A 12,199-nucleotide genomic window follows, 5' to 3' on the forward strand; every position below is an offset into this window, starting at 1 on the left:
AAATTTAGTATAGCATGAAATATTTTAAGTTTTCATTGAAAAATGTTGACTAACTATTAGCTGGTTTAGTTCCATAATAAAAAGCTGCCATAAAGACAGCTCCGATCTTCAGCTAACGCACCCGTTAGTTCAACTAATTTACTTATCCTTATTATGCAGTTCAAATGACTCTTCAAAGCCATCCCATTTTACATTTACCTTTATAACTTCATCTTTACCTACCATTGCTCCATTTACTGAACTTCCACTAGTTTTAAATACTTTTTCACTAGGTGGATCAGGGTAGGCCTCTCTTTTATTTCCGCTACTAATGGTTGTTTCATAAGAATATTCTAGGTTTTTCATCGAAGATAACTCTTCCAAAGATCCTTTGTATTTTAATGTAAGTACATAGTTATCTTTGCTAGAATGAGTTGTTTGTTTGCCAATTCTCCCCCATATTTCGGTTGCTTTATAAGAATATACAGCCTCCCAATGTTCGCTTTCTCCTGTAAATTGATAATTATGTTCAGTCTTTTCCTCCGAATTAGTATCTTTTTTAGTGGTTTCCAAGTTAGTATTATCCGAATTAAAATCTTTGTTAGTGCTGTTGGAACCACAAGCTGTTAAAACCATCATTAAAAATAATACAGTAAAAATTTCCTTCAACTTAACTCCTCCTCAATGATAAAATTGCATTTCTTTTCAATTTTACCATTTAAAGGTTTTTGATTGAGTTTCGATTGAAAATCTTTTATTCCACTAACCTGCCCCGTTAGTGCCATAAGAAAAAGGCTGCCTCAGCAACCTGCCTTATTGAAGTAAAGCACCCGTTAGTTCAACAACGAAAGTTATAAATAGCTTTCAGGATAGTACAATTTTTTTGACTTGTTCTTTCGTGGATAAATTAGAGTCATTTGTACCAACTAAAAAAGAATGTCCGTGTATAATCACTTCTGTTAGAGTATCGCCTGGACCTAATTCGAATAGAGGGCACTGTGCCGGAATTTTACCCTTTAATGTTTCTCTATCAATATTTTTAAATCTTATTTCCTTTGACGAATTAGTAATAAAAAAGTCTTCCAAGGTTAATTTCCACCCAACATCGTCTAGTATATGTTTTAGTTCATCTATCGAATGAACCTCTTCAATTTGGTATCTATACACTTTATCATCGTTATCTAAATCATCCATTTCCCTTACAAAGTTATGGATAACCTTAAGTGGAAAACGATTGTAGTTTTTCCAGAATTCAATTAAAGTTGTTTCATATTCACCGTCAACACTATACATATACTCCGGTTCTGTTATACAATCACAAACCCAAAAATCTATGCGGTTATTTTCAAACACCGTTCGGTCATCTATATCAACCATATTACTTTCTCCCCTCTAGTGATGTTACTCAACTTCTTATTTTATTTTCATTATTCCTTTTTCTTATTCAACTAACCTGCCCCGTTTGTTCATTAAAAACGTTCATTACAGGAATACTGGTCCTAGTTCAATAAAAAGGCTACCGGTTTGGGCAGCCAGTTCTTAAGTGTAATCAAGCAAACGTTTCTTTTATTCCAATCTAAAAGTTCGGTTTGAAGGTAATTTCTACAATCATTAAAAACCTTTCTCTATCATCATCTAAAAATAACCGTATAGAAGATTCATCCTCTTTATCAGTAAGTATTTCGATTTTACTTACCGTTTGAAAGTTATATCTTCCAATAACCATACTTCCCTCTTGTACTAATAACTCAAATTGATTATAAAACGGGCAAACGATAACCTCATATTTATACTTTTTAACCTTGAACCTAAAGGTTGATTCATTATATTCGAACAGTTCATCATCATCTTTCTTTACTGGAAGACATTCAAATAGAGAAATGAAATCAATTTCAGAAGGATAAAACTTCATAATACAACCTTCTTTCATAAGGAAATGCACATACATTACTTACCTTCTGCAAAGGAAAATGAAAATCCTTCTTCAACTAACCTGCCCCTTTAGTTCCATAAGAAAAAGCTGCCTTAATGACAGCTCTGATCTTCAGCTAACGCATCCGTTAGTAGAATAAGGAGTTACCTTTTATTCCTCGTTTAATTGCTTTAACCACTCTATAAACCAATCTTGAGGTAACTTTACTTTTGAGAGGTCTAAATTCTGCAATTCTTTTAAAGAGTAAGTATTTACCAAAAATAATTCCCATTGACATTCAATATCTCGTGCAATCCCAAAAGCTTTTTCATAAAATTCATTAGATACTTCAGCTTCAGCTTCCTCTTCCTCAAAAGCCATTGTGAGGTTATCACACCACTTAATAAACTCAAATTGTGAAAATCTGTTTTCTTTTCTACAGACGGTATTTAACAAGTTCTTTAAGTTTTCGGACGAGAATGAAAAATTTATAGTGGTTTCATTCCAGTTCCAATTCATATAAACATCCCCTATTATCAACTGTAATTACTTACTATCCTCATCACCTTCTACTCTCTAATTTAACATTTTCTTATAGAACTAACCTGCCCCGATAGTTAATTAAGGGGTCTTTTTACAATCAAAAGGCCACCATTTGGCGGCCTTCTAAAAGAACTAAAAACAGTTAAAAGGCTTTAAAAAGAATGGAGTTTGCCCAGTATGCCACTAGAATGATAATAATTGTAGTAACAATAATAAGCATTTTTTTACTGTGATTTCCAACTTCTTTCTTTTCCCTTATTTCCTCTCTGTATTTCATTTGTACCTTTTTCTTTTTATCATCTAATTTCATAGCAGGTAGACCCCTTAATGAAAATAATTTAAGTCCATTTTACCATAAAAAACCATATTATTTCTTCAACTATCCTGCCCATTTAGTTCCATAAAGGAAAAACTGCTGCCTTAAAGGCAGCTCCGACCTCATAATTCACCCAATCATAATTACAATTAAGACAGTGTAGAACTATATGCTTTTTTTTGTACTCTTTTGATTCTTTTATATATAACTCATAATCTTGAGGGAACATATCTGCTAATGTACGAAATACAAAATTACTATCGCACTTACGTCCGTTCCAATATTCTTTACCACCTTTATATTCAATCATATTTTACACTTCCTCCTACTATTAGTTCCATAAAGAAAAGGCTTCCTTATAGACAGGTCCGATCTTAAGCTAACGCACCTGATTGTTGAATAGTAAAATCTATTCAAATAATGGAACTTTTGGGTCTATCCCATAACAATGAACAAGCATAGAGTGTAATTGCCCTCTGTGATGATAAACGTGAGCTACAATCTCTAACAACCATTCATAACGTGAGTATGTAACACCCCAATAAGAAGTAATTTCCTCTTGAAGTTCGACTTCTGTAAAATTCATAAATTTATCTTCTAAAAATTGATGGTTTTTTATCAAGGCTTCTTTCATCTCATATTGGCTTTTATATGAAACACTTGAATAAAACTTATTCATCTTGTCTTGGGATTCCCCGTCCGATATAAGCGAATCAGCTTCACAAATAATAGCAATGTGTTCTAATAGCTCTCCTATGGAATGCTTATTGGGTGTAGGTCTTTTTTGTAAGTCATTTTCTTCTAACTTTTCTATCATCTCAACAATTGTCTTTATAGCCACTTTAATTTGATTCAATGCACTCTTACAATACGTATTCATCTTATCCTCCTTTACTCTAAAATAATAATATAGTTTCGTATTTTATTTTAACTTTTTCCTCTATTCAACTATCCTGTCCCGTAGTTCTATAAGAAAAAACCAAAATCAGTAATGATTTCGGTTTTTCATGTTTATAAACGGTTTAACTTTTCTGATTGGATGTTGTCAGGCAAGGATTTTCTACTATTGCTGTACTGATTTTTAAAAGGTTTTCTATATTTATAGCTGTACTCCATAGTAACAAAGGGATAATTTTTTAAAAAAGAAAACCTTCTTATAAGTACTATCGTCTATATATCTAGGGAAGGAAGTGTGAACTGTTTTGGAGGAGTTTGTGTTTAAATGGTCTCAATTGAAAGATGACGAATCCTTACTGGATGAAATCATGTCCCTTTATGGCCAGGATATTCTGCAATTGGTCTATTCCTATGTAAAAGATGCAGTTGTGGCAGAGGACCTGACACAGGAGATTTTCATCAAATGCTATAAGGCGCTGCCCACGTATAACCAACAATCAAATATAAGGACGTGGCTTTGGAGAATTGCTATTAACCATTGTAAGGATTATAGAAAAAGCTGGTACTTCCGAAAGGTTTCGACTGTGGAAGAGGAGCAGGAATGGACTTCTACCGATAATGTGGAAGAAGAGATCATTCAGCAGGATGAAGACAGGCAGCTTGCTGATGCAGTCATGGAACTGCCAATCCAGTATCGAGAGCTCATTTATCTCCATTATTTTCAGGAAATGAAGCTCCAGGAGATTTCTGAAATTACCGGGGTCAAACTTGGAACGGTGAAGACCCGGATGCGCCAGGCGAAAAGAAGGTTAAAAACCTATTGGGAGGAATCCACCGATGGAAGATAAATTAACACGCTTGAAATCGGCTATGAAAAAGCATACATTTCTTGATTTGAAATTCACGGAAAACCATAGAAACTCCATCCATACTGCTATCGAAAAGCAGGATGTAAGTAGGGAAGACATCTTGATTGGTATTTTCAGATCATTGGATAAGGAGAAAAGTGGTTATCAAATTAATGAATCTCTTTACCAGAGAGGCATCCGGAAATTTGAAAATAACGAAGGCTCCTTGTATGCTGCCTTGCATGAGCTTGAAAAGGAAGGCTGGCTCCAGTCTTTTTGGGAAACGGAAGAAAGGAAGCTCTATTCCTTGGATGAACGTGCGAAAAAGTGGCTAAAGAAAAAGGAATCTAAAAGTGGTTCCGCCTCTGCTAGTTGGCGGACAGCGTTTGAAGGAGGAAGAACCGATTGAGAAGCAATCATTTTTTAGATGAGGTTTCATCATATATCCGATCAAAAGAAGCAAAAAAATATATAGAAGCTGAATTAAAAGCCCATCTGCATCAAGCTAAAACTGAACTGGTCAAAAAAGGATATAAAGAGGATGAAGCAGAGGAACTGGCTGTCCGGAATATGGGAAGTCCCTCTGACATTGGGCGGAAGATGGACAAGCTGCACAGGCCGAAGATTGATTGGAAGCTAATGAGCATGTTTCTGTTCATGTCAGCTACGGGCCTGTTTTTGTTTTGGTTCTTATTTAAGGATGGTAATTCATTTTCAGTGATGAAGCAGGTATATTCTGTCACAGGAAGTGTAATTTTGGCCTGTGTCATTCTTTTTTTCGATTATCGGAAATTTCAGAGATGGGGCTGGGTTTTCTTTACGATGGGATGTCTGATTCTTTTTCAGTTCCAATTTTCCAATGTATTAGTGAACGGCAGTCCTCGAATTAATATTATGGGTTTAATGTCGGTCGATTCTATTGTGGTTCTGCCACTTTTTCTGCTTGCCTGGGCCGGAATGCTGCAATCAAAAAAGATGAATGTTTATTTGGCTGCCATTTTATACATTTGTTCTGCCTTTTTGTTTATGGTTACAGCCAACTTGCAGGCGGTGGCGCTTTACTCATTGATGGTTGCTGTAATGGTCTGGAAGAGCAGCCTAAATAAAAGGAAAATCCTTATCATTGCAGCGGTCCTGCTTACTACATGTGTTTCACTTCTGCTTATATCCTTGAAAAATATAAGGGCCTATCAATTTGAAAGACTTTTTGCGTTCGTTACGCCTGAAGAATTCAGTGAGACATCGGGGTATATGTATTTGAAACTGGAAAGGCTAATTGAGGATGCCGGATGGTTTGGCCATTTTGGTTCCCTCGGGAAGATTGATTTTTCAAATGAAATGATGACGGATTTTATCTTTGTAACGATTACCTATACGCTTGGCTGGGCCGGGGCCTTGCTCATTGGTCTGCTGTTTTTATGGATGATCTGGCGAATTTCCCGTATATTCCAAACTGTGAAAGACCCATTTGGGAAAATGCTTGTTTCCGGCAGTTTTGCCATATTCACTGCACAGGTAACTGTCAGCATCGGAATGTCTCTCGGCTTATTACCAATAATAAGCGTATCCCTGCCATTTATGAGTTATGGTGCTTTATCAGCGATGATTAACGCCTGCTTGTTTGGCCTGGTTTTAAGTGTGTATCACAAAAAAAATATTATACTGATGAAGAAAATATGAGAGTATGTTACTGTAGCTCATACTCTCTTTTCTGAAGAAACTAGGAATGGGTAAAGGCATGAAACTTTGAAAGATGCAATAAATCATGAGGATAATTATCAGTTGGAAAATCCCCTAAAAGTTGAATATATAGGAACTGTTAAATGATCAGTAAGTCGATTTATCAAAATATAGAAATATAGAACTAATTAAGATCTATTTGTATTTTTGGAATCAAGATTGATCAAAATTTTCTCCTGAACCCCCATATTAGCGTAAATAAAAAGAATCCATTTTGAAAAAAGATTGATCGAGATGGATTCTTTTCTTGTGATTCAGTATACAGTTATTATAAAATCGTTGATTTTTTTTGTAATCCTTAATGAACCAACGCTCCCGTTACTTTAAGTACAATGTTTCACAAACCTTCTCAATAACCACTTCATTTATTACATGAATGCTGCTCGTCTATATGAGAGCAAGAGATGACTCTTCCACAAATTCTGTTTATTCTCTTGCTCCAGCTTATATAGATCTTGATGATTTCTCTCAAAAGAATGCAAGACTTCGCTTCTCTTTCTCTCCTCAACCACCAACAAAGAATGATACGGAGTCTTACTCGGAATATTTGAATGCCCTTCATGAATTTGATCGAAGAAACAAGTATATCGAAAGACTTCATGTAACAATAATAATACAATAAAAAACAATATGAATTTATTGTAAAACGATAAATCATATGATAAAATCATGTTGTCATTTAATAAGTGAGGTGTTTTAAATGAATGTTAAACGAGGTTCAACCACTTTCTTAAAGGTAATTATTTTTCTGGTTGGAATTGCAGTTCTTGCATTGTGCATATTTTTGGTGCCTAAGATCGGGAATTTTGCTGGGGAATTGTATCCAGATATTGCTTATATGAAATCTCTCGTTTTAATCGATATGTACGTGGCAGCGATTCCTTTTTATTTCGCTCTTTATCAAGCTTTTAAACTTTTAAGTTATATTGATAAGAACCAAGCGTTCTCGGAATTATCGGTAAAGGCTTTAAAAAATATTAAACATTGTGCCATCACGATCAGTACCTTGTACCTGTTAGGTATGCCACTCTACTATCTCATGGCGAAAAGAGTTGACCCTCCAAGTTTCATTCCAATCGGATTGGTCATTATTTTCGCCTCAATGGTGATCGCCATTTTTGCTGCTGTTCTCCAAAGACTTTTACAAGAAGCTATTAATATAAAATCAGAAAATGATTTAACGATCTGAGGTGAATATCATGGCGATTATCATCAATATTGATGTGATGTTGGCAAAAAGGAAAATGAGCGTAACAGTACTTTCGGAGAGGGTTGGAATTACTATGGCGAATCTTTCCATTCTGAAAAATGGAAAAGCAAAAGCGGTTCGTTTTTCAACATTAGAAGCGATCTGTAAGACTTTGGATTGTCAGCCAGGTGATATTTTGGAGTACAAGGGCGACGAAGACACTCAATAAAAACAGACAACAACTTTCTTCAACCAACGGGTTTAGATGGTGAAATTAAGATGAAGGGATAGCCATTAAGCTATCCCTTCTCTGCGTTTATTATTGATATTTAATTAGAGAATTGCATTGATATTAGTGACAAAAAATGTGATGTGATTTGCATTGTTTGCACCCCAAAAGGGTACCCTTTAGCCGCAGCCATCCCTTCTTTAATATAAGGACCCGTTAATTTAGATAAGATGAAAAACAAAAAGGCTTATATTCCAAAGTGTATCATGTTTTTATTTTCCTCTTTAGCCTGAAATATTTTAGAAGCTAACTCATTAAGTTCAGCAGATTTTTTATACATCGTTGAAGATGTAATCACATCATAAAACATTGATAAAGAATCAGGTTGAATAATTGTAATTCCCCAGTAAGCTAACCCAAACTCTGGTTCAAACGAATGAAAGTAGGTTCTCATAATAGATAAATGCTCATTTATATGATTAATAATTTCATCATCAACAGAAATACATTTATATTTTTGTGGTTCATAACCAATATTTCTTTTCAGATTTTCGATATTATCAATTATTCCAAAATCATGAACAGGCATTATTATCGTCCTCCTGATACATAGTATAATGCTTATTGCACTAAACTGCCCCGATAGTTCCATACAAAAAGGCTGCCGCAGCAACCTCCTAAAAAAGAATAGAAATGTAATAAATTACGTTTCTACATACAACACATGTTGAACAAGTTGGTAGAATAGAGAAGAAATAGACTGATTTTATATGATGGATATTTTATAATGGCAAATCAAAATTCATGGAATTTTTGATTTGCTATTTCATTTTCAACAAGTAGCCCAGCCAATATAACTCGTAAACCATATAAAAATTGTTGCTCAAAATCCAGACTCATTTCATATTGTTCTCCAAAAATTAATCCAAACTGTTTAGCTTCTTCTGAAGAAATATGTTTTGCGCGAATTTCATCGGCAACAAATGATAAAACATAATTATTTATAATATTTGCAGCACTTAGGCAGTTTTTATCAGAAACTCCGTACTTGGTTAATGTAGATAAAATAAATTTTATAGCTTTTATTCTGCTTGGCGTACTCGGAAAAGATAATGCAAATATGTCTACCGCATCTCTGGTTTTTAATAAAACTCTACGAATTTCCAAAGCAAAGGTTGTTAATGCTTCTTTTGCATCATCTAATGTTTCAGGTAATGCTATTTCTTGGTTAATGTGTTCTGCTATCATTTCATATAAATCCTGTTTATCTTTAATGTGCCAATATAAGGATGCTGCCTTAATATTTAATTCCTTAGCTAAAGCACGCATTGATAAATTGCTTATTCCATCACGATTAAGTATATCAAGTGATGCTTTTATAATTGCTTCTTTTGTTATAGCCATAAAATCACTCCAAAAAAATATTTCAAAAAAAGCATTGACACTAACACTGTTAGATTATACACTAACGTTGTTAGATAGCTAACATCGTTAGGCATTTGTAATTATAGGTAATTATATTAAGAAAATCAATATATAGGAGAATTTTTATTTATGATGAAAAATATGAGAAAAAATAAAGATGTTGGTATATATGGCTTAACAGCAAAGTGGTATGATAAAAATTCTCGCAAAAGCAGAATGGCTGAAATGCAAAGTTATGCTCATGAAGTTGCATCTCATGTTAGCAAAAATGCAAATATATTGGAAGTCGCACCCGGTCCGGGTTATTTGTCTATTGAACTTGCTAAGAAAGGTTTTAATTTAACAGGAGTGGAGATAAGCCCTGATTTTATTGAAATCGAAAAAAATAATGCAAAAGAAGCAAATGTTTCTGTTAATTTTAAAGAAGGTAATGCTTCAAACCTCCCTTGTGAAGATAACTTTTTCGATTTTATTGTATGCAGTGCTGCATTTAAGAATTTCAAAGATCCTGTAAAGGCACTATGTGAAATGTATAGAGTGCTAAAACAAGGCGGAACATCTCTAATAATCGATATGAATTACGAGGCAACATCTGATGATATTGACAATGAAGTAAGAAAATTAGGAATGAAGGGGTTTGACAAGTATTTTGTAAAATTTGCTTTCAAAACATTTTTGAAAAAAGGCGCTTACACAAAAGAAGATTTTGAGACATTTTTAAAAGAAATACCTTTTAAAAACTACAAAATTAAAAAAGATGGCATCAGTTTATATGTTTATCTTTATAAATAAAGTAGTTTTCTTTTCCAAAGGCATTGAGGTAGATCTTCATCCGGGTTTCGATATCGATCAGCGCCCACAATCCAAATTTCTTTACAACGATTTCGAGTACGAAGCGATTGGATCACTGCAATTTCATAATTGATTCGATTCACTCTCATTTTCTTGTTCAACTAAACTGTCCCTTTAGTTCCATTACAAAAAGGTTGCCGCAGCAACCCTTTGTTAAACTAACGCACCCGTTAGTGGAATACCAAAAACTACCTAACATATTGAAGAATTAACTGATATAATGCTATGCAAAGTCCTAAAATACACGCTTTCATTTTAGATGGATGGTTTCTTTTACTGCGAAACAAGTAAGAGAAAACTAATATAAAACCCAACGGAATCCATAGCTGAAAGACACCTTCTTTTGTACTGCGAGAAAAAATTGGAGCAATGTAAGTGCTTATCAGAAAGTAAAAGAAAATCGTAAATCGTCGTGTTTCTAATTGCTTGCTCCACCTTACTAAAAAGAAAATAATAATTATTGCGATAATCGTAATGTGTAAAGGGGGTAGCACAATAGCACCGTTCCCAAATTTGAATTCCAATCTGAATTACCCTCCTTTTTTTATAGTGTATCACCATTTATAGGGAAATTTGGAACGTTTTTATTTGAAGTCATATCTTCCTCCGTAAATATCATTTAACCATATTCCTTATTCCACTATCCTGCCCCGATTCGTTGCATAAAGAAAAAGCTACTACCAGCAACAATTCATATCAAATTAAATTATTTTTTAATCAGTGATTTTAACAATAATCCTCCCTAAGTGATCTTTAAAAATGACATTCGATTGTTTATAGCAGAAATTATTTCATTATTCAGGTTCCCTTTAATATGGATAATGGCAATCGCTTATACAACTATTGTAGTGAAGTTAAAAGGAGAAGTTCGATTACAGCGAGACAAAGTAATTGACGAACCATATACTAATCCAGAAGAAATTTCAAATCCAATTTATATAAGGAATTGAGAACATATCGATATTCGTTTTATGAAATCCACACAAAAAAAGTAGTAGATATACATCTGCTACTTTTTTTGTGTTTCTTATTTTACAATGAAGCTTTTAAGATAGATAAGATATCTGCTTTATTTAACTTTTTAAAGTTGCCAAATCCTCCATGCTCCATTTCACGAGCAGCTATTTCTGCAATTTCGTCTAGTCTCTCTTCTCCGATATCATAATCAGATAAGCGAGACGGTGCACCTAGGCTTGACCAGAAAGTACGTAACTTATCGATTCCTTCTAAAGCAATTTCTTTGTCGCTTTTGCCTGCTGTTTCAATATCAAACATGCTCAGCATTAGACGCTTCATACGAATTACGTCCTGATCGAGAACGTGTCTCATCCAATTTGGGAATAAAATTGCTAAGCCGCCCGCATGAGGAATATCATATACTGCTGATACAGCATGTTCAATTGTATGGGAAGCCCAATCGCCAAAGTAACCCATTTGAAGTGTTCCGTTTAATGCGATTGTTCCTGAATATAAGATGGTTTCACGATGTTCGTAACTTTGCAAATCCTCTAGTAATTTCGGCGCTGTTTCAATCACCGTTTGTAATACTGAATAACACATACGGTCTTGTAGAGGTGTGTTTTTCACGCTATGGAAGTATTGTTCAAATACGTGACTCATCATGTCTACCATGCCGTAAATTGTTTGATCTCTAGGAACAGACATCGTATTTACAGGGTCTAAAATAGAAAATGAAGGGTGTGTTACAGAGCTCCCCCAAACATATTTTTCATTTGTTTCCCAATTAGTAATAACAGAATCAGGATTCATTTCAGAACCCGTTGCTGCTAATGTTAATACTGTTCCGAACGGCAGTGCTTTTGTAGCTGTTACTTTTTTGTTGATGATATCCCAAACATCTCCCTCATACTGAGCTCCAGCAGCAATAGCTTTTGTACAATCAATAACACTTCCTCCGCCAACAGCTAACAAGAAATCAATTTTTTCATTTCGACAGATATCAATACCTTTTCTTACCGTAGATAATCTAGGATTCGGTTCTACTCCAGCTAACTCTTGCACGTTTACTTTTAAATCTTTTAATAACGTAAGAACTTGATTATATAACCCGTTTCGTTTAATGCTTCCTCCACCGTAAACGAGCAAAATATTCTTTCCGTATTTAGGGATTTCTTCTGATAACGCTTGAAGCTGATCTTTTCCGAAGATTAATTTTGTGGGGTTATGATACGTGAAGTTCTCCATAATATCTGTATGCCTCCTAGTTGAATTTCATTAAGTTGTCGCAATACGCAAACAAGAGTGTAAG

At 34.4% G+C, this 12,199-nt stretch carries 16 protein-coding genes; 6 read left to right on the forward strand and 10 right to left on the reverse strand.

The window, feature by feature from the left end; genetic code table 11:
• Positions 1-138 precede the first annotated feature (138 nt).
• From ACFX4I_RS22375 to ACFX4I_RS22405, 7 genes are all read right to left on the reverse strand, one after another.
• Positions 139-648, reverse strand: coding sequence for a hypothetical protein (locus ACFX4I_RS22375; RefSeq protein ID WP_377423073.1), 510 nt, complete (start codon positions 646-648; stop codon positions 139-141).
• 195 nt (positions 649-843) lie between these two features.
• Positions 844-1,356 carry a hypothetical protein gene (locus ACFX4I_RS22380; RefSeq protein ID WP_377423076.1) on the reverse strand — a complete coding sequence of 171 codons (513 nt, stop codon included), beginning with the start codon at positions 1,354-1,356 and terminating at the stop codon, positions 844-846.
• Positions 1,357-1,555: 199 nt separating this feature from the next.
• On the reverse strand, positions 1,556-1,891 hold the full coding sequence (locus tag ACFX4I_RS22385) for a hypothetical protein (protein ID WP_377423077.1): 336 nt from the start codon (positions 1,889-1,891) through the stop codon (positions 1,556-1,558).
• Between the two features lie 171 nt (positions 1,892-2,062).
• A complete protein-coding gene (locus ACFX4I_RS22390) occupies positions 2,063-2,410 on the reverse strand; it encodes a hypothetical protein (RefSeq protein WP_377423079.1) in 348 nt (115 codons plus the stop codon).
• A 166-nt stretch (positions 2,411-2,576) separates the two neighbouring features.
• A complete protein-coding gene (locus tag ACFX4I_RS22395; protein ID WP_377423081.1) occupies positions 2,577-2,744 on the reverse strand; it encodes a hypothetical protein in 168 nt (55 codons plus the stop codon).
• A gap of 82 nt (positions 2,745-2,826) precedes the next feature.
• Positions 2,827-3,060 (reverse strand): hypothetical protein, encoded by a 234-nt coding sequence (locus tag ACFX4I_RS22400; protein WP_377423083.1) that lies wholly within the window; start codon positions 3,058-3,060, stop codon positions 2,827-2,829.
• A 99-nt stretch (positions 3,061-3,159) separates the two neighbouring features.
• Positions 3,160-3,630: a DinB family protein gene (locus tag ACFX4I_RS22405; protein WP_377423085.1), complete on the reverse strand. Its 471-nt coding sequence runs from the start codon at positions 3,628-3,630 to the stop codon at positions 3,160-3,162.
• A 322-nt stretch (positions 3,631-3,952) separates the two neighbouring features.
• On the opposite strand from ACFX4I_RS22405, the gene ACFX4I_RS22410 reads away from it, so the two are divergent.
• The 5 genes from ACFX4I_RS22410 to ACFX4I_RS22430 all read left to right on the forward strand — a co-directional run bounded on the left by ACFX4I_RS22410 (position 3,953) and on the right by ACFX4I_RS22430 (position 7,653).
• Complete coding sequence (locus ACFX4I_RS22410) at positions 3,953-4,495, forward strand: sigma-70 family RNA polymerase sigma factor (RefSeq protein ID WP_377423087.1); 543 nt, start codon at positions 3,953-3,955, stop codon at positions 4,493-4,495.
• Entirely contained in the window at positions 4,485-4,904 is a 420-nt protein-coding gene (locus ACFX4I_RS22415) for a PadR family transcriptional regulator (RefSeq protein ID WP_230303644.1), read from the forward strand. The genes ACFX4I_RS22410 and ACFX4I_RS22415 overlap by 11 nt, the downstream gene beginning before the upstream one ends.
• Positions 4,901-6,175 (forward strand): FtsW/RodA/SpoVE family cell cycle protein, encoded by a 1,275-nt coding sequence (locus tag ACFX4I_RS22420; protein ID WP_377423090.1) that lies wholly within the window; start codon positions 4,901-4,903, stop codon positions 6,173-6,175. Before ACFX4I_RS22415 ends, ACFX4I_RS22420 begins: the two co-directional genes overlap by 4 nt.
• A gap of 760 nt (positions 6,176-6,935) precedes the next feature.
• Positions 6,936-7,424 (forward strand): DUF2975 domain-containing protein, encoded by a 489-nt coding sequence (locus ACFX4I_RS22425; RefSeq protein ID WP_377423092.1) that lies wholly within the window; start codon positions 6,936-6,938, stop codon positions 7,422-7,424.
• Between the two features lie 10 nt (positions 7,425-7,434).
• The gene (locus ACFX4I_RS22430) at positions 7,435-7,653 is read left to right on the forward strand and encodes a helix-turn-helix domain-containing protein (protein WP_061465081.1); all 219 of its coding nucleotides are present in this window, start codon (positions 7,435-7,437) and stop codon (positions 7,651-7,653) included.
• A 247-nt stretch (positions 7,654-7,900) separates the two neighbouring features.
• Here the strand turns inward: ACFX4I_RS22430 and ACFX4I_RS22435 are convergent, their stop codons facing one another.
• Both ACFX4I_RS22435 and ACFX4I_RS22440 read right to left on the reverse strand, forming a co-directional pair.
• Positions 7,901-8,242 carry a short-chain dehydrogenase gene (locus ACFX4I_RS22435; RefSeq protein ID WP_377423094.1) on the reverse strand — a complete coding sequence of 114 codons (342 nt, stop codon included), beginning with the start codon at positions 8,240-8,242 and terminating at the stop codon, positions 7,901-7,903.
• 206 nt (positions 8,243-8,448) lie between these two features.
• Positions 8,449-9,057, reverse strand: a complete 609-nt coding sequence (locus ACFX4I_RS22440) for a TetR/AcrR family transcriptional regulator C-terminal domain-containing protein (RefSeq protein WP_377423096.1) — start codon at positions 9,055-9,057, stop codon at positions 8,449-8,451.
• A gap of 150 nt (positions 9,058-9,207) precedes the next feature.
• On the opposite strand from ACFX4I_RS22440, the gene ACFX4I_RS22445 reads away from it, so the two are divergent.
• Positions 9,208-9,870: a class I SAM-dependent methyltransferase gene (locus ACFX4I_RS22445; RefSeq protein WP_377423098.1), complete on the forward strand. Its 663-nt coding sequence runs from the start codon at positions 9,208-9,210 to the stop codon at positions 9,868-9,870.
• A gap of 1,092 nt (positions 9,871-10,962) precedes the next feature.
• Here the strand turns inward: ACFX4I_RS22445 and ACFX4I_RS22450 are convergent.
• Positions 10,963-12,135 carry an iron-containing alcohol dehydrogenase gene (locus ACFX4I_RS22450; protein WP_377423100.1) on the reverse strand — a complete coding sequence of 391 codons (1,173 nt, stop codon included), beginning with the start codon at positions 12,133-12,135 and terminating at the stop codon, positions 10,963-10,965.
• Positions 12,136-12,199 lie beyond the last annotated feature (64 nt).

The organism is Peribacillus sp. YIM B13472 (assembly GCF_042788005.1).
In the GTDB taxonomy this organism is placed as follows: Bacteria; Bacillota; Bacilli; order Bacillales; family DSM-1321; genus Peribacillus; species Peribacillus simplex_E.